Annotated in this window: 25 protein-coding genes, 2 pseudogenes and 2 riboswitches; of the genes and pseudogenes, 4 read left to right on the forward strand and 23 right to left on the reverse strand. The window is 32.3% G+C overall.

Annotation, left to right across the window (positions count from 1 at the left end):
• Window positions 1-19: 19 nt before the first annotated feature.
• The 9 genes and pseudogenes from B7R67_RS04790 to mmuP form a co-directional block, all read right to left on the reverse strand.
• Window positions 20-1,033 (reverse strand): DUF4179 domain-containing protein, encoded by a 1,014-nt coding sequence (locus tag B7R67_RS04790; protein WP_088068073.1) that lies wholly within the window; start codon window positions 1,031-1,033, stop codon window positions 20-22.
• Window positions 1,011-1,538 carry a sigma-70 family RNA polymerase sigma factor gene (locus B7R67_RS04795; RefSeq protein WP_088068076.1) on the reverse strand — a complete coding sequence of 176 codons (528 nt, stop codon included), beginning with the start codon at window positions 1,536-1,538 and terminating at the stop codon, window positions 1,011-1,013. The genes B7R67_RS04790 and B7R67_RS04795 overlap by 23 nt, the downstream gene beginning before the upstream one ends.
• Before the next feature lie 367 nt (window positions 1,539-1,905).
• Window positions 1,906-2,538: a LysE family translocator gene (locus B7R67_RS04800; RefSeq protein WP_088068078.1), complete on the reverse strand. Its 633-nt coding sequence runs from the start codon at window positions 2,536-2,538 to the stop codon at window positions 1,906-1,908.
• A gap of 159 nt (window positions 2,539-2,697) precedes the next feature.
• A pseudogene (locus B7R67_RS04805) lies at window positions 2,698-3,491 on the reverse strand (phosphotransferase).
• A gap of 87 nt (window positions 3,492-3,578) precedes the next feature.
• Window positions 3,579-4,334, reverse strand: a complete 756-nt coding sequence (locus B7R67_RS04810) for an SDR family oxidoreductase (protein ID WP_088068080.1) — start codon at window positions 4,332-4,334, stop codon at window positions 3,579-3,581.
• A 460-nt stretch (window positions 4,335-4,794) separates the two neighbouring features.
• Window positions 4,795-5,361 (reverse strand): annotated as a pseudogene (locus B7R67_RS04815) (translocation protein TolB); the annotation flags it as partial.
• 160 nt (window positions 5,362-5,521) lie between these two features.
• Window positions 5,522-5,965: a GNAT family N-acetyltransferase gene (locus B7R67_RS04820; RefSeq protein WP_088068082.1), complete on the reverse strand. Its 444-nt coding sequence runs from the start codon at window positions 5,963-5,965 to the stop codon at window positions 5,522-5,524.
• A gap of 237 nt (window positions 5,966-6,202) precedes the next feature.
• Complete coding sequence (gene mmuM / locus B7R67_RS04825) at window positions 6,203-7,165, reverse strand: homocysteine S-methyltransferase (protein WP_088068084.1); 963 nt, start codon at window positions 7,163-7,165, stop codon at window positions 6,203-6,205.
• Entirely contained in the window at window positions 7,140-8,549 is a 1,410-nt protein-coding gene (mmuP, locus tag B7R67_RS04830) for an S-methylmethionine permease (protein ID WP_088068086.1), read from the reverse strand. The genes mmuM and mmuP overlap by 26 nt, the downstream gene beginning before the upstream one ends.
• Before the next feature lie 83 nt (window positions 8,550-8,632).
• A riboswitch (SAM riboswitch) is annotated at window positions 8,633-8,740 on the reverse strand.
• 220 nt (window positions 8,741-8,960) lie between these two features.
• On the opposite strand from mmuP, the gene B7R67_RS04835 reads away from it, so the two are divergent.
• Window positions 8,961-9,677 (forward strand): N-acetylmuramoyl-L-alanine amidase family protein, encoded by a 717-nt coding sequence (locus tag B7R67_RS04835; RefSeq protein ID WP_088068088.1) that lies wholly within the window; start codon window positions 8,961-8,963, stop codon window positions 9,675-9,677.
• A 280-nt stretch (window positions 9,678-9,957) separates the two neighbouring features.
• Here the strand turns inward: B7R67_RS04835 and B7R67_RS04840 are convergent, their stop codons facing one another.
• From B7R67_RS04840 to speD, 4 genes are all read right to left on the reverse strand, one after another.
• A complete protein-coding gene (locus tag B7R67_RS04840) occupies window positions 9,958-11,160 on the reverse strand; it encodes an RtcB family protein (RefSeq protein ID WP_088068090.1) in 1,203 nt (400 codons plus the stop codon).
• A gap of 203 nt (window positions 11,161-11,363) precedes the next feature.
• Window positions 11,364-11,507, reverse strand: a complete 144-nt coding sequence (locus B7R67_RS22455) for a hypothetical protein (RefSeq protein WP_235822092.1) — start codon at window positions 11,505-11,507, stop codon at window positions 11,364-11,366.
• 155 nt (window positions 11,508-11,662) lie between these two features.
• Window positions 11,663-11,905: a hypothetical protein gene (locus B7R67_RS04850; protein WP_088068092.1), complete on the reverse strand. Its 243-nt coding sequence runs from the start codon at window positions 11,903-11,905 to the stop codon at window positions 11,663-11,665.
• A gap of 794 nt (window positions 11,906-12,699) precedes the next feature.
• Window positions 12,700-14,019, reverse strand: coding sequence for an adenosylmethionine decarboxylase (gene speD / locus B7R67_RS04860; protein ID WP_088068095.1), 1,320 nt, complete (start codon window positions 14,017-14,019; stop codon window positions 12,700-12,702).
• Window positions 14,020-14,578: 559 nt separating this feature from the next.
• Here speD and B7R67_RS04865 point away from each other — a divergent pair.
• Window positions 14,579-15,175 carry a hypothetical protein gene (locus tag B7R67_RS04865; protein WP_088068097.1) on the forward strand — a complete coding sequence of 199 codons (597 nt, stop codon included), beginning with the start codon at window positions 14,579-14,581 and terminating at the stop codon, window positions 15,173-15,175.
• 98 nt (window positions 15,176-15,273) lie between these two features.
• Here the strand turns inward: B7R67_RS04865 and B7R67_RS04870 are convergent, their stop codons facing one another.
• The 10 genes from B7R67_RS04870 to B7R67_RS04910 all read right to left on the reverse strand — a co-directional run bounded on the left by B7R67_RS04870 (window position 15,274) and on the right by B7R67_RS04910 (window position 21,417).
• Entirely contained in the window at window positions 15,274-15,588 is a 315-nt protein-coding gene (locus B7R67_RS04870; protein ID WP_088068099.1) for a barstar family protein, read from the reverse strand.
• Between the two features lie 33 nt (window positions 15,589-15,621).
• On the reverse strand, window positions 15,622-15,759 hold the full coding sequence (locus B7R67_RS22030; protein ID WP_158095028.1) for a hypothetical protein: 138 nt from the start codon (window positions 15,757-15,759) through the stop codon (window positions 15,622-15,624).
• A 208-nt stretch (window positions 15,760-15,967) separates the two neighbouring features.
• Window positions 15,968-16,459 (reverse strand): HEAT repeat domain-containing protein, encoded by a 492-nt coding sequence (locus B7R67_RS04875; RefSeq protein WP_088068101.1) that lies wholly within the window; start codon window positions 16,457-16,459, stop codon window positions 15,968-15,970.
• Window positions 16,460-16,524: 65 nt separating this feature from the next.
• Window positions 16,525-16,917, reverse strand: a complete 393-nt coding sequence (locus tag B7R67_RS04880; RefSeq protein ID WP_088068103.1) for a DUF4944 domain-containing protein — start codon at window positions 16,915-16,917, stop codon at window positions 16,525-16,527.
• 163 nt (window positions 16,918-17,080) lie between these two features.
• Window positions 17,081-17,362 (reverse strand): DUF3784 domain-containing protein, encoded by a 282-nt coding sequence (locus B7R67_RS04885; RefSeq protein WP_088068105.1) that lies wholly within the window; start codon window positions 17,360-17,362, stop codon window positions 17,081-17,083.
• Window positions 17,363-17,622: 260 nt separating this feature from the next.
• A complete protein-coding gene (locus tag B7R67_RS04890) occupies window positions 17,623-18,579 on the reverse strand; it encodes an ATP-grasp domain-containing protein (RefSeq protein ID WP_088068107.1) in 957 nt (318 codons plus the stop codon).
• Between the two features lie 15 nt (window positions 18,580-18,594).
• A complete protein-coding gene (locus B7R67_RS04895) occupies window positions 18,595-19,644 on the reverse strand; it encodes an LLM class flavin-dependent oxidoreductase (protein ID WP_088068109.1) in 1,050 nt (349 codons plus the stop codon).
• Window positions 19,645-19,753: 109 nt separating this feature from the next.
• A riboswitch (SAM riboswitch) is annotated at window positions 19,754-19,857 on the reverse strand.
• A gap of 189 nt (window positions 19,858-20,046) precedes the next feature.
• Entirely contained in the window at window positions 20,047-20,466 is a 420-nt protein-coding gene (locus B7R67_RS04900; RefSeq protein WP_088068111.1) for a hypothetical protein, read from the reverse strand.
• Between the two features lie 94 nt (window positions 20,467-20,560).
• Window positions 20,561-20,842, reverse strand: a complete 282-nt coding sequence (locus B7R67_RS04905) for a hypothetical protein (protein ID WP_088068112.1) — start codon at window positions 20,840-20,842, stop codon at window positions 20,561-20,563.
• Window positions 20,843-20,988: 146 nt separating this feature from the next.
• Entirely contained in the window at window positions 20,989-21,417 is a 429-nt protein-coding gene (locus tag B7R67_RS04910) for an RND transporter (RefSeq protein ID WP_088068114.1), read from the reverse strand.
• 780 nt (window positions 21,418-22,197) lie between these two features.
• On the opposite strand from B7R67_RS04910, the gene B7R67_RS04915 reads away from it, so the two are divergent.
• Complete coding sequence (locus tag B7R67_RS04915; RefSeq protein WP_088068116.1) at window positions 22,198-23,043, forward strand: alpha/beta fold hydrolase; 846 nt, start codon at window positions 22,198-22,200, stop codon at window positions 23,041-23,043.
• Window positions 23,028-24,023 carry a GGDEF domain-containing protein gene (locus B7R67_RS04920; protein WP_088068118.1) on the forward strand — a complete coding sequence of 332 codons (996 nt, stop codon included), beginning with the start codon at window positions 23,028-23,030 and terminating at the stop codon, window positions 24,021-24,023. The genes B7R67_RS04915 and B7R67_RS04920 overlap by 16 nt, the downstream gene beginning before the upstream one ends.
• Window positions 24,024-24,187: the final 164 nt, after the last annotated feature.

Consider the following 24,187-nt stretch of genomic DNA (forward strand, 5'->3'; position numbering starts at 1 on the left):
CTTTTATTAAAAAAACATGTTATTTTTTTATTTCTATCGTTACTGGGTTAAAATCAATGTGTTTACCATTTTTTCGTGCTACTTCTGGTTTCACTAATATGTTACTGTAATGTTCATTCAACACTTGTGGAATCACAATTCGTCTTTCAACCGTCATGATCGAGTTTTTTTCCATCTTTTGAACAACGCCATCGCTTAGCATATGAATTTCTCTTCCATTTTGCTCGGATAACTCTAATCGATACACCTTAATGTTATGATTAATAGGGTATGAAACTTGGTAGTTAATCACTGTAGTGGCTTTTCCATACACGATGGAGGTAACATCTAATGAGATGTTTTCGGTTTCGTTTTTGCCTTTCGCATCTTTTAATAAGTACTTCGTTGGTTCAATTTGTTGAATAGGTACATGAAAATTCCAATGTCCATCTTTTTCACCAATTTTTGTAAATGAAAGTGGGATATCCATATTCTTTAGTAATTCTTTCGAGAAATTATAGAATTGTATATTACCCGTAAATCCGTTTTTGGTCTTACTTAGTTCAGTAATTTCAATACTATCATCGATTGAAGGATTCCCTCCAAATAACTCATACATGGCATAATATCGGTCATCAAGATTGCTCTTTTGAACATTCCCTTTTACTTGAAAATTAAAACCAATGACATTCCCATCATAATACGCACCTTTTATTTTTACGCCAATATCTTGATCAGTTGCCGTTTGATTTAATTTTGTGACTAGCTTTTGATTTTCTAGGTTTCGACCAATCAGTTGATTAAATGACGTATAGAAATCACCAATAAATGGCGTATCTGCCAAAACATGAGAAAATGATGGGACGATAAAACTTGATGTTAGTAACAAACTAGCTGCAATTGTAAGAGTTGCTACTATTCTTTTTCTCTTTTTAGCCGTTGGTAAAATTTGAGTTGTTTTTGCTCGATTAACGCCGATTTTAATTGCTTGTAAAACATCTGCTTCGGGAATGTCAATTTTGTCTACACTTTCACGAAATGTATGTTTGTCCATTTGGTAATCCCCCTTCTATTAATTTCTTTAAATGTTTTCGTCCACGACTTAGATACGTTTTAACCGTATTTTCAGGAATCTCCATTGTTTTCGCAATTTGTTTAATTGATAGATCGTGATAGTAAAATAAAATAATAGCTGTTTGATAGTTTTCTTGGAGTTGGTCAATTGCCTCTTTAATTTCGATCTTCTGATTTGTTTTTTCATGAACGAGCATTGTAACTTCTTCAATAGACTCATGAATTTGTCTTTTTTTGAGTATTGCGTTCGCACAATTGATTAAAATTCTCGTAACCCAAGTCAGAAAAAAAGATTCATTTTTTAACTTTCCAATCGATTCGAAACTCCTATAAGCTGTTTCTTGGACGACGTCTAAAGCATCTTCTCGGTTGCCAACATATAAGAATGCAGTTCGATATAATTGTTGTCCATACTTTGTCAAAAGTTGTTCAAAAGAGTGTGAGTCTCCACCTTTAGCCAATTTAACTAATTGAATATCATCCATTTTCACCCCTCCTCTACTATTAGAGTTCAAAATATCACAAAAAGTTTCAATAAAATGTTTAATGTTTAAATATTTATCAATTTGAGACGTCTTTTTATATCTGCCAATAATATCAACTAAAAAAGCCGCTTTTAGCGACTTATGAACTTAATTGCAGTTAAAAATAATTCTGTTTTTTATCTAATTATCCTGCCAAATACCATAATATAGGACTGTTTAAAAGTTCTATATAATCTTCAACTATTGCATGCGTCAGTTGCATAAAAATATAAAAAAACTCCTTCAGATATCGTTACTGAAGGAATTCTTTCTATTTTTATTCGACATAAACTCATATATTTTAGGGGGCATCAGGTTTTTAATAAGTTTAGTTAGGAGCTTTTATTTGTAGTAGCTTAATCCCCATACCAATAAAGATTATTCCAGTTACTTTGTTTAAAACCATTCCAATTTTCTGGTTACCTCTTAGTTTCTTTGTTACATAAGAAGAAAAATAAGCAACAAATAAACACCATAACAACCCTGTTGCTGTAAAAGTTAGTCCTAAGATCAGAAAAGGAATCGGACCAGAAGCCTTTGTATCAATAAATTGTGGAAGGAACGAAAGAAAAAATAGAGATACTTTGGGATTTGTTAGGCTCGTTAAAATACCTTGCACATAAACTTTGGGAATATTTAATGTATCAACTTCGGTTGCTCGAAACGTAGTATTTGATTTATCTAGTAGCATACGTATCCCTAAGTATACCAAGTAAATAACACCTATAATCTTAATCGTATTAAATAAGAAAACAGATTTTAATAGTATAAGGGATAATCCAAACGCAACCAAAAGCGTATGAATTAATGAGCCTGAAATGATTCCTAAAACGGAAAATACTCCAGCTTTTCTCCCTTGAGAAATACTTCGACCTACGATATACATCGTATCTGCACCTGGAATTAAATTTAACAAAATTCCTGTTATTAAAAATACTTCGAAATGAATAATACCATACACTTTTATGCACCCTTTCTTTTTTTAAGGTGCCCTTATCGATATTACAGTATCATGTATGATTTTGAAACTATTTTTTTCTATTTTGTGGTAATTTTCAAATGAAAAGGAAACACTTCTGTTTTGATTATTGACCTAACGCTTGCTTAGTTGAACAAGAGCTTAAATCCACTCTTTTCCATGTACTCGTATAAATTTAATATCTTTTTGATAATGTTCAAGATGACCTTCATCTACCATCTTTTGAAAAGCAGCGTCCCCTTCAATCGCTTTTCTGTTAATTGTTTTACATAACCCTTCTAAACGTAGAATAACTATGTCTAAAAAATCTTCATTTATTTCTTTACCATAACTATCAAAAAACAATCTAATACGATGTTTAAAACGGTTAGCATGCTTTTTTGAATCATAATAAACTTTCTCACCATTTTCAGAATGATAAAATCTACTTAATGGAAGGCAAGTATAAAGTGCATAAGCTATGTCCCAAGTTCTTGGACCAGGTCCTGCCACATCAAAATCAATAATACCTAAAGGTCTTTCATGTTTAAAAATAATGTTGTATATCGCAAAATCATTATGACATAGTACCTCAAATTGTTTAGGTGTATTATCAATCGGTATCCAGCTATCATTAATTAGAAAATCACTCACCGCATCATGATATAGTCGAAGCATTTTCGCTATTTCAATTAAGACACTATCAGACCACATGTATTCTTTTAATGGATAATTACCAGCTTCACCATCAATAAATGATAAGATTTCTCTCCTTTTCTCATCTACACCTAAGAATTTTGGTGCAAAACTAAAACCTTTGTTTTCTAAGTGCTTTAATAAATTATGAATTTTTGGACTTTCTGGCTTTAAATCTCGTCGTATATAGTATCTCCCGAACGGTAAACGTTTGAGATATTCCCACCTGTTAGTATTTCTTCGTTTTCATGGTTTAACATTCAAGTATCCCTCTTTATAATAATGAGCCACTAATGTGACTCATTCTTTTCATCGAAAGTATACGATTGTCAAAAAAAAGCAATCTATTATCCTCTATAAAATCCACCTTCAGAATGAATCACTTGCCCAGTTATCCATTCAGCATCATCACTAGCTAAAAACGCCACCAATCGTGCTGCATCTTCAGGCATTCCAATTCTTCCTAATAAAAATTTAGGTAGTATGTGCTTTCTTATTTCTTCCGTCATCCAAGTTGAATCCGTTGGACCTGGATTTACAGCATTTACAGTAACACCTAAGTGTGCAACTTCTACCGATAAGGATTTAGTAAAAGCTGAAATTGCGCCTTTTGTTGCTACATAAGCCAATTCATTTGGCATTGGACCTAATTCTTGTCCGGATGTCATATTTATTATTCTTCCTGTATTCATTTTTAACTTTTCGAAACGACGAGCATACTCTGTACAGAGTAAGAAGGTAGTTCGCATATTTACAGCATAATGATCATCAAGAGTTTTTGCATTCAAATTTAAATAACCATCGCTGGTAGAATGCGCTGCATTATTAACTAATATCGATGGAAAGCCCAAATTAGTTGAAGTAGCATCTAGTAATAGATTTGCTGCATTTGCATGTGACAAATCAACACTTAAACTTTCACATCGAACACCAACTTCTAAAAGCTCTTTTTGAAATGTATCCGCCCAACCAACTTCAGATAGCCAATGCGTAAAAAAAATATCGATTTCTTTCGAAGCTAACTTACGACAAATAGCTGTCCCAATATCTCTTTCGCTACTTACACCTGTAATTAAAGCGATTTTTCTTTTTGTATTTCTCATTTTTTCTCCCCCTTATTTAGGGATGCATTGATTTTTCTTTTTTTAGAGATGTATTTTCCTCAAACAAAAAACAGATACACAAAGGTATCTGCTTAGTAATCGGGTTTAAAAACGCCACACCATGCATCCCTTGTATGATTATTTAAATAAATAGACAGACTTACCCTTGCTGACAGGTAAATACAATTCTATTTATTTACTAAATTAATCATTAAAGGATTGTCCACATGTAGAATCTTAATTCCCCTTTCATTACATCTCTTCTTTTATCATAGTCGCAATACTTGTAATATTCAACAAAATATTGACTTAATATCCTTCCTTTTTTAACTATAATGATATATTGATAAAAAGAGATCAATTATTATTGACTCATTAATTTGGTCAACTATTGCTGTCGTTAGTTAATTAAGAAAATTACGGTAGGCATTATTTTTCTTCTATTAACAAATTCTTGATCTTATTTTGGATCATAAAAGACTGGAGCAGAATCAGCGTTCTTAATCCATAAATGTTCATGCCCAGTTATACCATCTTTTATCCATACATCCCCCTGAAAATCATCTGCCTTCCTACGAAAAAAAGAAAGATAAGAATTAACTATTTGAGGATCTTCGTCAAGTTCATTCTTCCTTGGAAATGAGATTTGTTGTTGCTCTCCTGTTCTTATGTTTATAGCAAAAAGTGATGTCAACATAGTTGGTACAGGTCCTTCTTTCCACTCCTTGTTTTCTTTCGAACGAGCCACAATGACCAAATCTTTAGAAAACCATTCCAGATCGAGGTCTACATATCCTTTTGGTGTGTATTCCTTTTGTTGTTTAGATGTTGGGATTTCGGCAATCGTCATCTTCTTGTTTTCAACAAAAAATCTTCCTTCTCCTGAAATATAGGCCAATTGGTTAGCTAGAGGAGCCCACTTAAACCAATCTTTAAACCCTAACATTTTTCCCACTGATTGAAAGTGTTTTCCTTGTGATGATAAGACACATAACGAATTGCTATCCATTGACCAGGAAGCTGTAGGAATAATTTCTTTTTCAATGAAAATATACCTCTACTCAATTATTTTACTTCAATTATATCATTCCTTTTTTCACTAAACTGCCCGTTGGTACAAAAAAATAGACTACCAAAGTAGCCTATCTTTCTTCAAAAAAAGCATGCATTAGCTGAATAAGGAATATTTAAACAAGTGATTTTACCATTGTGTAATAACTACTACCTGGTGGATAATCTTTAACCTCACCAACAATCTTATAACCATATATTTCGTAAAATGAACGAGCTTGAAATTCGAATGTAGTTAATAATGATTTTGTTGCACCTTTACTTAGAGCGATTTCTTCTGCTTTTACAAGAAGATCACGTCCTATTCCCTTGCCTCGAAATTCTTCACTAAACCAAAAATCCTTAATTTCAATCCAATCCCAATAAACTTCCGCAGTTAGTCCACCAATCCAATTTTTATTATGATCCGATACCATAATATTGATAGGATGAACCGCACCTATTTTTCTAGCCTCATTATGATGAAGTGAATGTTTATTATTAAACTCTTTTATCTTGTTTTTTATGAAAATTGCAAACTCATTATTATCCTCTAATGAAACTTCTATATTATAGTTCATCATTTTCTCCCTTAGTTACGCAATATATTATTTCTCCACCTAATATTTTACCAAAAATATCCACTAATTTAATACTCCTTATTGAACTAACTTCCAAATATAAAAGCAGCCAATGGCTGCTCTTGAACTTCAACAAACGCTTACGTTAGTTGAATAGCTTTCAGCAATATGAACTATTTTTTGAATAACTTAATTAACCTCTTCGTTAACTTAAATTACAAATAAATAAGTTCACCTTTAATTGGATCCATACTTAGAAGAGCGCCACTTGTTCGATATCTCCTCAATGTGATAAGGTGTCGTTCTGCAGCATCCACCTATTAAACGTGCACCTGCTTGGTACCATTCTTCAGATTGAATATCTAACACGTTACATTGTTCATGACCATGCCATGTTTTTGTTTCTGGATTATAAGTTTCACCAGAGTTTGGATAAACAATAATCGGTTTTCTTGTGTTTGCCTTCAACTCTTGTATTGCACCAGTCACAACGGTTACTGGCGCACAATTGATGCCTATCGCTACAATTTGTTCACTTTTCTCAAAAACTCGTGCACACTCTACGAGTTTCATGCCTTCACTAATCTCTTGTTCATTTTTTAACGAAAAGGAAAGCCACGCATATGTTTCTGGATACTCACGTAATAATGTTTCTAATACTCTTGCTTCTTGCAGAGAAGGGATTGTTTCAAATGCCAATAGATCTGCACCTGCTTCAATTAACACTGACATTCTCGAACGGTGGAAGTCTGCTAATGTTTTATCTGTCACACCATAGTTGCCTACATACTCTGAACCATCTGCAAGGTAAGCCCCGTACGGCCCAACCGATGCAACAACCAATGGTTTTGGCCTATTCGTTTGCTTATTTTCCTTCCAAAAATCATCTCTTGCCTTTCTTGCAAGTAACACCGTTTTCTTAATTAATTCTAAAGCTTCCTGTTCTTGTATTCCACGCGATGAAAAACCACTTATAGTAGCTTGATAGCTTGCTGTTATGGCACAGTCCGCACCAGCACGAAAATAGTCCGAATGAACCTGATAGATAAGTTCCGGATTTTCTAGTAACACACGTGCTGACCAAAGGGGATCGTCCAAATTACATCCACGCGCCTCCAATTCTGTAGCTAATGCTCCGTCAAGAATCATAATGGAATGTTGGGATAAAATAGCTTCAATTGGATTGACTTTGTTCGACATAATCTACGCCCCTCTTTTTTAAATTATTTGTTAAATAATAACTTCCATAGCAAAATAAAATAAACGGTATGCCGCAATATAAGGCAATTCTCTGTGTTGGATCGAATGCAATTCCAATACACGAAGCCAGACAAAGGATAAAAGATACAATTGGTACGAATGGATACAGTGGTGTGCGATAAATCAAGTCCTTTTCAGAATTTCCTTCTTTTAAAAATTGTCTGCGAAATAGGAACTGGGAAGCACTAATACTCATCCAAACTACAACTACTGCTAGACCGGAAATGGAAACAAGTACGATATAGACAGTATCTGGTGCCACAATACTTGAGAGCAAAGCCAAAGCTCCACCCACCATGCTGAAAATGACAGCGTTGATTGGAACACCTTGCTTCGTCATTTTTCCAAAAATCGGAGATATTGTATTCTTATTAGCAAGCGACCAAAGCATTCTAGAAGAGGCATAAAGGCCTGAGTTTGCCGCAGATAAAATAGCTGTTAAAATAACGAAATTCATTATGTCAGCTGAATATGGTACTCCAATTCGTTCTAGAACTGCAACAAAAGGGCTCTCTAATACACCAGCATCGGAAATAGGCAATAACGCAGATAAAACAAAAATCGTTCCTACAAAAAAGATAATCAATCTCCACAAAGTAGTTCGAATGGCCTTAGGTATCATTTTTTCCGGATTCGCGGTTTCTCCAGCTGCAATGCCTATTAATTCTGTTCCCGAAAAAGCAAAATTAACCGCAAGCATGGTCATTATAATACCCGTAGCACCATGAGGAAATAAGCCTCCACTTGTAAAATTAGAAAATAACGGTGCTGCTTTTGAATGACTCATTGGAAGAAACCCAATCATTGCCGCTGCTCCTAAAACAATAAAAATCACAATAGCTATAACCTTTATCGATGAAAACCAAAATTCGGATTCGGCGAAAAATTTAACAGTCATGACATTTAATACAAAGATCAAAATAGCAAAAATAGCACTCCATATCCAAACACTAATCGATGGAAACCATCGCTTCATAAGTAATCCTGCGGCTGTAAATTCAGAACCTAAAGCAACAGTCCAAGTTAACCAATACAACCAGGCTACTGTATACCCTGTACCCGGTCCAATGTATTTAACTGCATAACTGTGAAATGAGCCCGTTTCAGGCATATGTACGGAAAGCTCTCCTAAACATAGCATAACTAGATAAACCACTAACGCACCAATCAGATAGGATAGAATTGTTCCAAACGGGCCAGCTTGTTGAATAGTGTAGCCCGAGCTTAAGAATAAGCCAGTTCCAATCACCCCACCAAGTGATAGCATGACTAAATGACGTGCTTGCATGTTCCTTTGAAATTCTTGCCCATTTTTGTTCCCCATTACTACTCTCCTTTAGTTACTATCCAGAAAAAACAAAAACGCACTCTAAAAAAGAGTGCGCTACTGACAAATAAAAACGGAAGCTCTCATCTATCAGGATTATCACCCGCTGGAATTAGCACAGTGTCTACTTAAGCAGACCTGTTGCTGAGGCTTCATAGGGCCAGTCCCTCCACCTCTCTGGATAAGAAATATTTTTTTTATAACCATATCAATCAATTTAATAATTGTCAATATAATTCAGTTTTTTTAAAAAATTAGTAATATAGACTTACTATTTTATCATTTCTTATTAGACTAATCTGCCTTTTTTTATTCCGCAATAAGAAAAACACTCCCTTTCTTTTTCTGGTTTCTGTTACAATAGTACATGTGTCTTATACATAATAAAAATTATTTTGGGAGAATCATATGAAAAAAATCATCTTAGCTGCTTCCATCATTGGAATATTTGGAACTTCCTTTGTTCATTCGACCGAAGCAATAACAAATCCTACACCAAAAAAAACGATTTGTATTGATGCAGGACATCAAAAAAAGCAAAACCTTCAGACCGAACCAATCGCACCTGGATCAAAGGTGAAAAAAGCGAAAGTGACCTCTGGTACACGAGGTGTTGCGACCAAAAAATATGAATATGAGCTGAATTTAGAAGTGGCGCTGCAGTTACAAAAAGCGCTCGAAAAAAAGAATTTCCACGTAGTCATGACAAGAACGAAGCATGATGTAAACCTAAGTAATATTGACCGAGCAACAATTTGTAATAACGCAAAATCCGCTTTAACGATACGTATTCATGCTGATGGCAGTACGAACAAAAATACACAAGGTCTTTCCCTGTTGTACCCATCTGGTACTTATACAAAAAGTATTAACAAGACTAGCGAAACGATCGCGAAAACTCTGTTAACAGAAACGATACGCATAACAAAAGCGAAAAAAGGCTACGGAGACGGTCTAGTCCCTCGAAGTGATTTAACAGGCTTTAATTGGTCGAAGACACCGGTTGTACTAGTTGAAATGGGCTTTATGTCCAATGCAACAGAAGACAAACGACTATCAACCAAAAGCTACCAGCAAAGTATTGTGAACGGACTGGTGAACGGGATCGTTAAATCTGTTCATTAAGCAGATATTTTCATCTTTGGATATTTAGTTAAATGGTTTTATGATAGGATAAGGCTAGTAAAAAAGAGGACGATCGATTTATGATCATCCTCTTTTTGTTTTTCTTAAACTTATAGAACTAGCTTATGCGTTAGTTACAGATCACGAGCTGATTTAAAGTGCAACCCTTAAACTAGATGTCCATTAAAATCTTGAAACTCTAAATTTAGCCATCAACCTTTTTTAAAGTTTAATTTTATTAAGTTTTTTCTTAGACTAGACTAAAAAGTAAAAGTCTGCTTTATGAAGATTTAAAATTATATACTGGTTTTAAATATTTAACAATTTCAGCAGTTGGTTTAATTGCATTAATAATTTGCTCCATTGGCTTATAAGCAAATGGACTTTCATCAATCGTATTTTCAGTTACAGATGTTGACCACACATTTTTCATCGCCTCTTCAAAATCAACAAAATCAATATTTTCTTTTGCTTTTTTACGACTCATTAATCTTCCAGCTCCATGTGGGGCAGAATGATTCCAATCTTCATTCCCTTTCCCAACTGCAATTATCGATCCATCACGCATATTCATAGGAATTAAAATTTTTTCCCCTTTTTCTGCTGAAACTGCGCCTTTACGAAGCATATTTTTATCAACGTCAATGTAGTTATGAATTGTTTCAAACTGATCTTCTACTTCCCATTCCATATGACGGAAAATTGTTTCTGCCATTGCTTTACGATTATATGAAGCAAAAATTTGAGCAATGTTCATATCATTAAGATAATAATTTCGACTTTGACCTTTTAAAAAAGCTAATTCATTTGGAACTTGTTCTGTTTTTCTTCCTTTTAAATTTGAAATTGTTGAGGCGATTTCTTGAAAACGACCTTCAGCCTTCAATGAATTTATTGCATTTTGAATTTCTTCTTTTGATGTAAATAAACTAGCTATAGCTTCTTCTTGGTATAGTTCAGCTACTTGTTTTCCTAAATTACGTGAACCTGAATGGATAACTAAATAAAAATTACCATTTTCATCCTCATTTAATTCAATAAAATGATTTCCACCACCGAGAGATGATAGCGATAAGTTAATTCGTTGACGATTTTTCAATTGATCTAAACATTTCATTGAATCAATTGGTACATTTTTGATATAAGAGTGCTCCTTGGAATTTACATTGAAACCATGCGGCACATGATTACGAATAACTTTATCCAACTTATCAAAATCAACTTTTTTTATATTCATTAATTTTGTTGTTAGCATGCCACAACCGATATCTACACCTACAACATTTGGAACTACAGATTCACCTACCTGAATAGTAGTACCTACTACGCTACCTTTTCCAGCATGACAATCTGGCATAATACGGATTTGACCATTACTAAAAGATTTTTGATTACACATTTCAATAACTTGGGCTATTGTTACTTCATCTACAATTTCTGTAAATATTTTTGCAGAGTTAAATTTCCCTTGAACTTCTATCATGTACATATCTCCCATTTACTTAAAAGTTTGTGGAATTTACATCACTAAATTCCTTTAAATTGATACTTATAATATTTCGTTTCTCCAAATGAAATTACCTTTTTTTATTGAACTACCCTGCCATTTAGGACAAAAAAAAAAGAGTACCAATTAGGTACTCCTGATCTTCAACTAACGCATGCGTTAGTTACATATAGAATTCTTTAATTCGAAAATTCTTTGATCAAAACCTCTAATTCTATTGCATCATAAAAATCCCCATCACTAATAAACTTTTCAATTTCTATCGTACCATCATTCATTATTTCTATTTCCCAACGTTGTCCAGGTACTGTGACTTCTACCATAATACTTTCATCTCTTGTTTTATTTAATCGATAAATATGCTTTTTATTTCTAGTACATTTAAAAACTCAATAAGTTCTTTTATTGTTTTCATACAGTCGTATACTTCCTTTTTATAGAATTAACGCATATGTTAGAGATACAAGAAATATGTTGTCTATTTCAAAATAACATCTTTAAAGACTATAATTAGAGTAGTTGCTAATGTAAAAGTTAACCAGCCTCGTTTCTTTGATACTGGTTTCTGGAAGAATTTTATTTTAGATGCAAAACAATGGATTGTAGAAAGTATCATTATCACTAAGGTTACTTCGAACCAAAAAGAAACCGTTATTTTATCAAGCACTATTAGTAATATTACTATTAAAATACCTTGTGTTACATTTTCCCATCTCATCATCTACACTTTTCTCCTTTAGATTCCTTTGTAGCAAGTATAGTTGCTTTTGATGTGTAACTAACGCATGCGTTAGTTGTATAAGAGTTTGAAATTATACTAGTTTCCAAATAATATTTTTTACATCATTTTTTTTATTTTAGGCTCTGTTAAAAAAGAATGTTGATGATTTCCGTTACAGGATGCTCGCTTTCCATGGGGAGTGAGGCTTTAGCCTCCTCGGCAAGCCTGCGGGGTCTTACTCCCATAGGAGTCTCCCACCTTCCACTCCAATCAATGTCTCTAAATTGTATAAAATCTTTCTCAAAAATGTGTTTTGTAAATTATCAACAATTAACATTAACAGAGCCTTATTTTAATAAATATCGGATAAAATCCTTGATGATTATAGGATAAAGAATAAGTAAAAAAAATAACATAAATGTGAAATTTGATTTAATAATTTCTTTAAAAGTCATATTATTCTTAAATCCTATTAAAAAGGTTTTAACAAAATAAGTAATTGTCAACAACAACAAGATAACATCTATCAATAACGTCCAAATCATAATAACACCTCCGTTAATAGAAGAAATAGTAATAGTTAAATGATACCTAACGTAACAACTTTAGTAATTTGGAGGATTTACCTTTTTAAATAAAAAAATCGACTAAACAGCGGAGGTCACTTAAAAAAGCATTACTTCTATGAAATAATGCTTGAAAAAGTTAAAGATAAAGCAGGTTCAGATTAACTCAACCCTTTTTTATACTTATTTTCCTATTTAATCGTAGTTTGTACATAACTTAAGATATTTCTATTTAAACCATTTTTTTATTTCTTGTTGATATACCTCATGTAATCTTAAGTTAACTAAGCTATTAATAATCGCTTTCTTTTCTGAGGACAAAACATTAGATGGAATGATAAACAAAGGTTTGAGGTTATTAGCAAGTGCATTGTGAGGTACAGAGATTTTCGATAAATTATTAGCGATTTTTCGATGTGTCGCTAAATGAAATCCCCATAATCCAAAGGAAGGAACAACAATATTGTACGGGAGAGTGTATAAGCCTGCCTTTTCCAAAGTCCTAGCAATACTCCAAAATGCTATTGGTGTATCTTCTGGAGAACTAGATTGGCAAACTAACGCTCCGTTCTTTGATAAGAGGCTTGAAACTTGATTGAATAGTTCTTTAGTATATAAACTACTTAAAATAGAATCGACTGGGTCTGGAAAATCAATGATAATCACATCATATTGCTCATGATTACCTTTTATAAATATCTTGGCATCCTCATTATGAACATTTACACGCTTGTCCAAAAACGAACGATTATTTAATTCCAATAAGACTGGTTGGGTTTTAGCAATTTGAATCATCAAAGGATCAATATCAACTAAATCTACATGTTTTACATTAGGATACTTAAGTACTTCACGTAATGCAAGTCCATCTCCACCACCTAAAATAAGAACACGTTTATGGGATGCTGCCATCTCCATTGCCGGGAAAACTAATGCTTCGTGATAATACTTTTCATCTAATGAACTAAACTGTAACTCTTGATTTAAATACAAACGTATATCATTCGCTTTAACTAAAAAAATATCTTGGAATTGACTAGTTCCATGAAAAAGTACATCATGATTGCCATTACTTAATTCCTTTAATTGAATATTGTCCCAATCGTTACCTTTATCATCTTCAACTTGAAAAAGCTCCTGAACTGTTCCTCTTTTTACTGTCATTGTGATTGGGGTCAGTCTTCTTAATTTTGGTGAATTATTTAACTTACCACCCCGAACTAACTCATTTACTTGGATCCTTCTCGCCTTTAATTTGTATAGAATATCTTTAATTGTTGGCCATAGTTCTTGATTACCACATGTATACAGATCTAAGGCAGCATATCTTTCTTCTGGCCAAGTATGAATTGAAAAGTGTGAAGTTGAAATACCAATCACCCCCGTAACACCTTGTGGTGAAAAAGAATGGAAATGAACTGAAATAATTTCCATACCTAAATTTTCTATTGCTTTAGTTAATAATTTTTTTAACCCCTCTGCATCATTTAAAATATCAGACTGACATTCAAAAGCATCAATAATGAGATGTTTCCCCTCTGTATTCAATAGATCACTCCCACTTACTATTATTTTCTTAGAAAATACTTTAAACTCTACTCCTTATATTTAGAAATTGCTTGTCTACTAAATTAATATATGTTCATTGAAATGATAGGATTGTGTATATTTCTTAAATTTTTACTAAAGTGAAGTAAACTTAATAGATTTACAACCACTCATTCTACTTAGTATGATTAATACGATGGTGGACACCACGTTCCATTCGGCAAGGACCGAATGACTTATCGGATTTCTTATGGACCTGAAGTGAAGTTAATAAATCACACGCACTTAAAAACCTATAAATCCCCTCCCAATTTACAATCATCTTTTGATATTAAAAAGCTTCCACGTTTGATTTAGTATCTTCTTACGAAACATTTTTAGGTTTATCTTTTTTCTACTAACTGCCAAATACTTAAGAAGAATCGATCATCATCGACTCCTGATTTTGTTCAACTAACGCAATCGATAGTTAAATAAGAACTTATTATTTCTATTAAATTAATACAAAACATCTTGGAAATACTACTCCTAATATACGGGAAGGTAGTGAATAACAAATTTGATGAAATCTACTAGCATAGCGATGATTTTTGTGGTTACTCTTTTCTATTTTAATGGTATAGTAAGTGCTAAAACGTCCGAGAAACCCAAACCATTTGAAGAGTTCTATCCTAAAAGTGGATACAAATCGATAGAATCAGCAGCTCTTGAATTTAAACATTATTTTAAACAACCATTAAAGTTGCCATTAAGGGTCCCACCTATTAGCTTTACTCATTATTTCGGAAGATTTCAACATACGAATGATGGAATGAATGATTGTTTTATCTTGGATGCATTAAACGATAAAGTACCTAAAAATCATTACAGAATTATTATTCGACCAACTGAACAAAAGTGGGAAATCAAAGGTAGGAACGTTCTTGGAACTTACAGATTAAAGAATGGAAAAACCGCCACACTAATTGAGTTTGGTAAAATCCAAAATCCTAATAACAAAAGTGAATATTTTGGCTCTAATGCTTTGTTTTTTGAAAGAGAAGGTTGGCAATATAATTTAAGTATTGATTTAAGGGTAGCTAATATCGTTACCCCTGAAGTATTAGTTAATATTGCTAATTCAATCGACTACCCTGCTGAGCGTCCGTTAGAGTAAAAATTAAAAGGAACTTCGTTCAACACGAAGTTCCATCTTTTCTTTGTTCAACTCTCGCAATCGTTAGTTGAACAACAAACTAATAACAAATATTTCTTTTATAGTCCGCGGCTTTTATCTAACCATTCATCGGGATTCCATTCAGCAGAAAAACCACCTAAATCTGGGAAATCAATCTCTGGGTCATTTGAATGTACAAAAGCAAGGAGTTTAAGGTTATCATCCACAAGTAGAAATCTCCAAGAATTAATTTGAATGATATCTAAAATTGAATGTGCAGCATATTTGTCCTTCTTAGCAAACTCTTCATAGTTTCTAAATTCTAATACAATACCAGTTCTTTCAGAAGTCATATCACTTAAACAGTCATTAAATGCATCCAAATTTTCTCCATAATAATCTGGTAAAAATATACAACTAAAGCTTACCGTTAGTAGATAATATGTTTAAGAATTCGCCATCACACGAACAATATCCCAAAGATGTTCTTTAATATCACTTAATTGAATTCCTATGTAAATTAAAGCCCCAACACCTATAAGTAAACAAAGTGTTTTAATGATTCTATAAGTTTTTTCTTCCATATTTTATTTCTCCCTGAGACTTACTTTTTAATGTATTTTTTTATAAATTGGTATACCAAATTAATATTCAATTTTAAATTGAATATCCCTTTTCTTATTGAACTATTCTGCAACTTAGTGCATTAAAAAAATCGACTATACAGCCGATCTTGTTGTTCAACTCAAGCTATCGTTAGTTGCTTAACGTTTCTAATTTTCATTTATTTTTTTATGAAGTTAATATTTCTAAAGCATCTGAAAGTATGTCCTGCAGTCGCTTATGTCCATACAGTTCTTCATTTACTTTTAAAATACATTTTAATATTACTTCATCTTTTACATCAGAATTAATATTTTTTTCGATTAATCGAAACGAGTTTGCTTGGACTTCAAAATTTCCCGTTAACAGGTGGTGAACTAACACTTCTAAGTGTGCAGAACAATCAAAAGGTGTCAATGCGTAAAACAAAGTACCCCGACTTCCCAATGTTTTAGGGTCATTTATCATTTCTCTTAGAGGCTCAATAGCTTCTTCACTACCAATATCGCTAAGAGTAATTGCAATTGCATTTCTTAACCTATGATTATCTGTATTCTTTAAGTGATCAATGAGAAGTTGGATACAATTTTTTTGTTTCTTTTCTCCGATTTCTTCCAATATATTTTCTGCTTCTTGAACATTATCACTTTCTAACACTTTCCTTATTATTTCGAAATCCATTTCTGCAAATCCCCTTCAATAGAATCAATTTTGCTGTTCAACTAAACAAACACCACTAACTCTTCTTATTTTTTATGAAGTTGAATTAATTCGTTATGTGTCTTATTTTTATACTTATACTCCACCAATACTTCTATTTTTTCAGTATCCCTAGGTTTATTGGTTGCAATTACAAAACTGTTATCTTTGACGTTTGAATTTTTCTTAGAAGAAGCTTTAGTTTTTCCATTTTCTATATATGCAGTATATGTTATTGTCGCTTTGTTTTCTTCACTTTTTTTACCTACCCAATATAGTTCACCATCATAAACTTTTGCACTTCCTTCTTGAGTCTCATACAAAACTGCTTTAATATTTCCGTCTTTTGTTGTCCCTGACCATTTTGGTGACTTCAATAAATAAACAAAAATGAAAATGAATATAACTAAAATTGAAAATGAAATTAGTATTTTTTTCATATTTACACCCCTGTGACTTGTTAACTTTAAAAACTTCTATTAAATGAATTCTATTTAAATCCAAATTTTACCTTTTTTAATTAACTTAACTTCAAGTTAGCAAATAAAAAATAGACTGCATAAGCAGTCTATTTTTATGTAACTAACGCAATCGTTAGTTGAATTAATCAAGTAACTTTCTATTAATAAAAATGTACACTATGGTTATTAAGATTAACATTATCATTATAAGAACCGTTTTCTCATAAGGATAGTCGATAAAACTATTTATGATTACTAACAAGCTTAGTGGTAGAAAAAAGCCAACACCAGTTACTGTACCTAACTTGGATTTGTTTTTAATCATTTTTTCATTAAAACCAGCTAACAACCATGTTTGTTTTTTCACAGCTACTAAGTAAGAAACCATTAGAAGCACTATTCCAATAACGAAACTGTAATCCAATAGTAACACCTCGATAGGACAAACTCATTTTCTATTATGATTTATTCCCAGTTATATTACTTAACATATTCTACAAAAATTAATTGAACCCTTTTTATCCGTTAATATCGTCAATTTCTTCAAAAAAAGAGCCACAACTGTGACTCTGAAATTCAACCGACGCTTCCGTTAGTTGAAGATCAAAAAAGGAATTTCAAAGTGAAATTCCTTTTTAATTTCTAGTTTTTATACTTTTTCATTTTCGTTACTACTTCAACAAATTAAGCCGTAGTTGTTTTAGTGTATTTCTCTTCTAATATCTTCTTTAAATAAGAAGCTAATTCTAGCATTCCGTATTTTCCAGCTTTTGCTTCTGCATCAGAATTATAGTTCGTATTTGTATTGATATCATAAGTAAAAATTTCACCTTCAGAATTTCTAATAAATTCGATGCCAGCAACTTGAATACCATTGCTAGATAGAACCTCTTTATATTTATCTAAAATTTCGTCTTCAAACCCTTCAATGATTTGGAATTTAGGCTTCTCTTCTACTTCTTCTCCAACCGGACAGAATAAATCGCCAATTTGACAAACGTCCGCTGGGCAAAGTTCAAATCCCCCGGAAGTATCAACTTTAACGGCATAAACAAAGTTTCCTCCTATAAACTCACAACGAGTTATGTAACTTTCAGGAGATTTAATATATTCTTGAATAAGGGTAATGCCATCAACTGGTTCTTCGAAAGTAGGTCCTTCCACGTAAGTTTTTAAAGATTCTATACTATGGAATAATTGAACTCCTAAGCCTTTACCGGCACGATTATGCTTCGTAATAAACGACTGTCCTGCAAATGATTCGGCTGCCTTAATAATATTTTGTTTACCAACCGCTGCAATAGTTTTTGGCGTCTTAACACCATACTTGTTTAGCTTTAAGTATTGTAAAACCTTACTAACTTCTAGATTTAAAGCGCTCGTTCCATTTAACACAGTACGCCCATGTGCTTCAAGCCAAGCTAATACTTGCACAGTAAATTCAGCTGCAAAACGATGATCACGTGTATGAGAAGAAGCACTCATTCGGCTATAGAAGACTCCTTCCGGTGGTTCTGTCGATAAATCTAATGTTCCTTCGTCTAAATGCCATTCTTCATAAGGAACACCAAGTTCCTCTAATCTTTTTGTTAAATGGACTGTCCACTCACTATTTTCATGTATTACATATACTTTGCTCATTTTTATGACCCCTTCTTAGCTATTTATTAAACTACGTTTTTGTTCAACTAATGGCATTACCTGCTTTGAAAAGCGTTCCATTTCATCTAATTGAGGTGAAAATTGTAATAACAATAAGTCTAAGCCAACTTCTTCATATTCTAAAATTCGATCTGCAATTTGCTCTGGTGTTCCAACTAAGTTTGGTCGCAGACCTCGATTCGAAACTGAATAATCCTGTAATTGGATTTGTTGCTCTAATTGAGATTTTGTAGTGAAGTCTTTAAAACCAGTATAACCGCTAGAATCCATCACAGTTGTGATTTTTTCAAGTTCAGCCAACGCCTCTTCTTCTGTATCACGGCAAATAACGTAAGCAGCCATACCGAAAGATCTAAATGGCTCCTTCCCAATTTGTTTACGGCGTACCCTCATATCAGCAATTTTCCGTTCAATCTCTTCAACTGTTCCACCGTGCATAACATAAGCATCACATTTTTCTGCAATGGTTTGCTTGCCTTTTTCGCTTTCACCACCTGCATAAAGAATCGGGTTGGGTTTTTGAACAGGTTTCGGAGCAAGTTTCGTGTCGATTAACTCATAAAATTTTCCTGAATAGTTGAATGTTTCTTCAGTCCATAATCCTTTTAGAACATCAATAAACTCCTCGGTACGAGCATAACGCTCATCATGTTCAGTAAAAATACCACAATATTGACGAGCTTCATCTGCCCACCAAGCAGAAACAATATTTAGAGTAAAACGGCCATTACTTATTTGATCAATATTTGCTGCCATTTTTGCTGCAACTGCAGGATTATGAAAACCAGGACGAATCGCAGTCATAATTTCAATTCTTTCAGTGACTGCTGCAATTGCGGCTGCCGTAGACCAAGCTTCAAGAGAATCATGTTCAGGTCCTTTAATATCATTTAAATACAATTCAGCTATTAAAGTAGTTGAGTATCCCCATTTTTCAGCCGATTGAGTGAGCTTTTTAGCATAATCAAATGTTGGAGGCATATTTTCTTCTTTTACATTTCGTAGCCACCCACCAAATATTGGTAACCAAAAACCATATTTCATTTTTACTCTCTCCTCCACTATTATAATAATCCAGTTTTCCTATAGATTAAGTTGGTTTTATGAATAAATAAAAAAACTCCCTTCCAAAGAAGAGAGTTTTTTTACTCTCCCCTCATCTTTCAAGCGATTTGCTTGCTGGAATTGGCACAGTATTCAATAGAACCTGTTGCCGAGGCTTCAAAGGGCCAGTCCCTCCACCTCTCTCGATAAGAAGAAAAACGAATATTCAATTATTAATCAACTAATGAGATAATAGTTTAAATTCATTGAATTGTCAATCAAATACTTCTATACGTAGATTTAAAAATACACCACCGGCAAAAACTATCATTGCTAAATTACTAAAAGAATTACTAAAAGAATAAATGGCCTGTAATATACTTTAAATTGTTAAATATTAATTTATATATCCTTCAATTTTTTTCTTAGTTTAGTAATTCCTTTTAAAATCTCTTCTCTATTTTTAGCGCTCTTGATCCAATTAGGTAATCTACTCGCTAAACTACTATTAATTTTAGGCACACGCTCTCTTAAACTTGCTCTAACATAGTTCTCTAAAAAATCTAGATGCTCTTTATTGTATGCCCATAGTGTTTTGCCACAACAATGTGTCTGTAACCACAAACTTTCTTCTCCACCGATGTTACTTATTGAGTTCGATACATAAACAATTCCACACTTTTGACAAACTAACTTTTGTTTCGATTTATTAGCCACCCAGGTTATTCTTGTACCCTTTTTACATTGTGGACATTCTATCAGAATCTGATTATAAAAAGTACCAATCCATTCTCCTTTATCCCTAAACCTTGCTTTTCCCATTTAGTTACTACCTTTCTAAAACTAATAATTTGAACCTTAAACAGATGCTTTCCATCATAATCATTTGCGTTTTCTAGTTCAACTTACTCTAGCGTTAGTTGAAAAAGGTAAAAATAAATTTTAAACAGATCCATTTTCCGATCACATAAAGTAATGCAAGTAAAACAAAAGTAATTGTTATCCATAAAACCATTGCTATAATTGGATAATCCTCGAAAATACTATGATAAGCAATAAAGTAACTATCATTAAAAGAAAAATCATCTTTAGGTTTTGATTGGAATAAACCTAAGATCAACTTGAAGTTACTTAGGACAAGTATTACATGAATAGTTAATGAAAAAATAATAGATTGTAAAATTGTAGATTTTAACATAAGTCCCTCTAATATCCATTTATTTAACTAAAATTATATCATTTTTATAAAATACTCTGTCAGTTATTTCATAAAAAATGAGCCACTTCTGTGACTCTTCATTTTTAAATAACACATGTGTTAGTTGAATAAGAAAAAGGAATAAGTTAAGCTTTAATGTTCTTACTACGTTCAATTAGATTCGAAACGAAATAAGATATTATTAAAATCATCCCTATTAAGAAAGCGATAAAAAAACCAACCATCCCTTGAATACCAACCCATCCAACGGTGAATGTTAGAAAAAATAATTCATAACAAAAGCCAGCCATTATTATAGCAATAGGTACGTTAAAAGGAAATAATCGTTTCCAACCTATTGCTAATGAAGTCGAAATGACCAATATTGCAATCGAAATGATTGTATGTAAAAAGCCCCAACGAAATTCCATACGAGATTGTGCCTCTTCACCAAAAGTGGTAAGAGCTCTAATATTTAATTCATAGACTGTGAGGATTACCGTAACAGCCCCTACAAACATGACTAGGATAAAAATAACCCAGTTTACCATTTTTAATGTATTTTTATTCTTCACTTGATCCTCCTAAATTAAATAATACTTCTCCCATAAAAACCTCCGGTAAAAAATTAAAAATAATTGTATGTCCATTCGAAAAATAATTTTTACTAATTTTTTGCAATTACTAATTCTATAAAAATTTGTTTTCTCCTCTTTCCTTGTTCAACTAAATTCCCGATTACTTTAATAAAAATAGAACAGCCTTGCCTGCATTTGATCTTCAACTAACGCGTGCAATGATTAAAAATTCTTTACCCAAACCATGTATTTGTTACTTTGAAATTTTCCACTTAAATCATTTTATTTTTTGTCCGATAAAATTTATAAGAAATACAATAAAAAAGTTACAATCCGTGAACCAAGAATTTTTGGATAAGCTACTATAAATAAAATTTCAAAATCCATAAAGTGTATTTCTGTAAGTTACATGCATTTCAAATAGCTTGCAGAAGATATGAAAAAATACAAATCAATTTAAGAAGATAAAGATTTTAAACATGCCCCTAATGCCGGTATAACTCCAGACATCATTCAAGATATAGTTCTTTTTTGCATTTCATTATATGCCTGTAGTTAATATATTTCGAATGTTTAAGAGGAATACTGCCTACCAATCACTAAAGCTTTATAACTTATAATATTAAGTTTTTGATTTGTCTCTCCTAATTTACTGTAAACATTACCTCACTCATTAAAAAATCTCACATTTAAATAAATTGGTATTTTAATAATCTAAATATTTATCTGTTCAATTTAGATTAAAGTACAAATGTAATAGAGAGGAGCCAATACTTTATGAAAATGAACACCATTGAAAGAAATAATGTAAAAATTAAAGGTCACGGTGAAAAAACAATTATCTTTGCTCATGGATTAGGCTGTGATCAAGATATGTGGCAATATATTGTTCCACATTTTGAAAAAAAGTATCGCGTAGTTTTATTTGATTATGTTGGTTCAGGTAATTCTGACATTAAAGCTTACGACATTGATAGATACAGTAATCTCCTAGGATATGCTAAAGATTTATTAGAAATATGTGATGAGCTAGAATTAAGGAATGCAATATTTGTAGGACACTCCGTAAGTTCAATGATTGGTATGCTTGCTTCAATTAAAGATAATGATATATTTAGCAGACTAATAATGATAGGACCATCCCCAAGGTACTTAAATGATTTACCTAAATATTATGGTGGATTTGAGGAGAATGATATTTTAGAGTTACTAGATATGATGGAAATGAATTTCGTTGGTTGGGCTAGTTATCTTGCTCCAATTGCATTAAATAATCCAGAACAACACCAATTAACAAATGAATTGGAGAAAAGTTTTCGATCAACCGACCCTTTTGTTACAAAGCAATTTGCGAAAGTTACTTTATTCTCTGATCATCGAGAAGATTTATCAAAGGTAACTGTTCCTGTTTTGATCATGCAATGTTCTGAGGATAGTATTGCCCCAATAGAGGTTGGAAAATACTTATATAACCATCTGCCTACAAGTACATTTATATTAATGAATGCAAAAGGACATTATCCACATCTAAGTCATCCAAATGAAACTATCGATCTAATAGATGCCTTTGTTTCTTTAAAAGAAGAAGAAAGAGTGGAGGCTAATAAATGGATAATCAATTAAACTTTGCTCCATGTGGGTACATTACTCTTTCTAGCGATGGTGTGATAAAAACTGTTAATCAAACACTTTTGAATTTACTAGATTATAAAAAAGAAGAATTGTTAGATAAGCATCTTGAGTCAATACTTTCAAATAAAAACAAGTTTTTATTGCATACGTATTTTTACCCTCATATACGTTTATATAATTTCTTGGAAGAAATGTTTCTGTCCATTATCGCAAAAAATGGGCAAGAAATTCCTATATTATTAAATGCAAGATCTTATACAGATAATAAAATCGAATACATTGATTGTATTTTAATTAATGCAAGTAAAAGAATTCAATACGAAAAAGAAATAAGAGATATAAAAATGAAACTGGAAGAAACGATTATTGAAAAAGACAACGCTATAGATAAATTAGAAGTTTTATTCCAGGATAATCAACTTAAACAAAATGAATTAATCTCTTTAAATACAAAATTAAAATTAATGGCAACATCGGATATGTTAACTGGTTTAAAGAATAGACGATTCTTTCAAGAAAGCTTATCGAATAGTATCGACATATACTTCAAACAACAAAAAATCTTTTCACTCCTAATAATAGATATTGATTACTTTAAACAGATAAATGATAATTTTGGACATCTTGTCGGTGATCAAACATTAGTTGAAGTAGCTAATATCCTACAATCAGTTTCTAGGAAGGTTGACGTCATATCCCGTTTTGGTGGAGAAGAATTTGCAATTATATTGCCTAATACTGATAAAATAGGTGCAAAGAAAGCAGCCGAAAAATTGCGATTAGCCGTGGATAATGGTCATTGGAATAATTTCCATATAACTGTTAGTATAGGAGCTTCTACCTTTACTAATATAGATACCGAACAATCCATTTTAAATAAAGCTGACGGGGCTTTATACACTTCAAAAAACATTGGTAGAAACCGAATAACTCACTCAGATGAGTTGGCAAATCAGACAAATCAGTTATAAATTTTAAGCGTTTATGAAGAGATTTTGAAAATAGTTATTTAACTTTTTGATACATAATATTTTATTAAATCTTAAACTCACTGAAAAGAAAAACCCCATTTTACTTTTGAAATGGGGTTTTCTTAAGCATCTGAAACTATTATTTTATATATATTTTAATAAAG

Source organism: Gottfriedia luciferensis (assembly GCF_002156865.1).
Classification (GTDB): Bacteria; Bacillota; Bacilli; order Bacillales; family Bacillaceae_G; genus Gottfriedia; species Gottfriedia luciferensis.

Coding starts and splice junctions, on each gene's coding strand:
- B7R67_RS04850 (WP_088068092.1), bottom strand. CDS start 11,905: ATGATGAGATGGGAAAATGTAACACAAGGTATTTTAATAGTAATATTA.
- B7R67_RS04835 (WP_088068088.1), top strand. CDS start 8,961: ATGAAAAAAATCATCTTAGCTGCTTCCATCATTGGAATATTTGGAACT.
- B7R67_RS04900 (WP_088068111.1), bottom strand. CDS start 20,466: ATGGGAAAAGCAAGGTTTAGGGATAAAGGAGAATGGATTGGTACTTTT.
- B7R67_RS04915 (WP_088068116.1), top strand. CDS start 22,198: ATGAAAATGAACACCATTGAAAGAAATAATGTAAAAATTAAAGGTCAC.
- B7R67_RS04875 (WP_088068101.1), bottom strand. CDS start 16,459: ATGGATTTCGAAATAATAAGGAAAGTGTTAGAAAGTGATAATGTTCAA.
- mmuM (WP_088068084.1), bottom strand. CDS start 7,165: ATGTCGAACAAAGTCAATCCAATTGAAGCTATTTTATCCCAACATTCC.
- B7R67_RS22455 (WP_235822092.1), bottom strand. CDS start 11,507: ATGGTAGAAGTCACAGTACCTGGACAACGTTGGGAAATAGAAATAATG.
- B7R67_RS22030 (WP_158095028.1), bottom strand. CDS start 15,759: ATGGAAGAAAAAACTTATAGAATCATTAAAACACTTTGTTTACTTATA.
- B7R67_RS04795 (WP_088068076.1), bottom strand. CDS start 1,538: ATGGATGATATTCAATTAGTTAAATTGGCTAAAGGTGGAGACTCACAC.
- B7R67_RS04790 (WP_088068073.1), bottom strand. CDS start 1,033: ATGGACAAACATACATTTCGTGAAAGTGTAGACAAAATTGACATTCCC.
- B7R67_RS04880 (WP_088068103.1), bottom strand. CDS start 16,917: ATGAAAAAAATACTAATTTCATTTTCAATTTTAGTTATATTCATTTTC.
- B7R67_RS04905 (WP_088068112.1), bottom strand. CDS start 20,842: ATGTTAAAATCTACAATTTTACAATCTATTATTTTTTCATTAACTATT.
- B7R67_RS04810 (WP_088068080.1), bottom strand. CDS start 4,334: ATGAGAAATACAAAAAGAAAAATCGCTTTAATTACAGGTGTAAGTAGC.
- mmuP (WP_088068086.1), bottom strand. CDS start 8,549: ATGGGGAACAAAAATGGGCAAGAATTTCAAAGGAACATGCAAGCACGT.
- B7R67_RS04920 (WP_088068118.1), top strand. CDS start 23,028: ATGGATAATCAATTAAACTTTGCTCCATGTGGGTACATTACTCTTTCT.
- B7R67_RS04895 (WP_088068109.1), bottom strand. CDS start 19,644: ATGAAATATGGTTTTTGGTTACCAATATTTGGTGGGTGGCTACGAAAT.
- B7R67_RS04890 (WP_088068107.1), bottom strand. CDS start 18,579: ATGAGCAAAGTATATGTAATACATGAAAATAGTGAGTGGACAGTCCAT.
- B7R67_RS04840 (WP_088068090.1), bottom strand. CDS start 11,160: ATGATAGAAGTTCAAGGGAAATTTAACTCTGCAAAAATATTTACAGAA.
- B7R67_RS04820 (WP_088068082.1), bottom strand. CDS start 5,965: ATGAACTATAATATAGAAGTTTCATTAGAGGATAATAATGAGTTTGCA.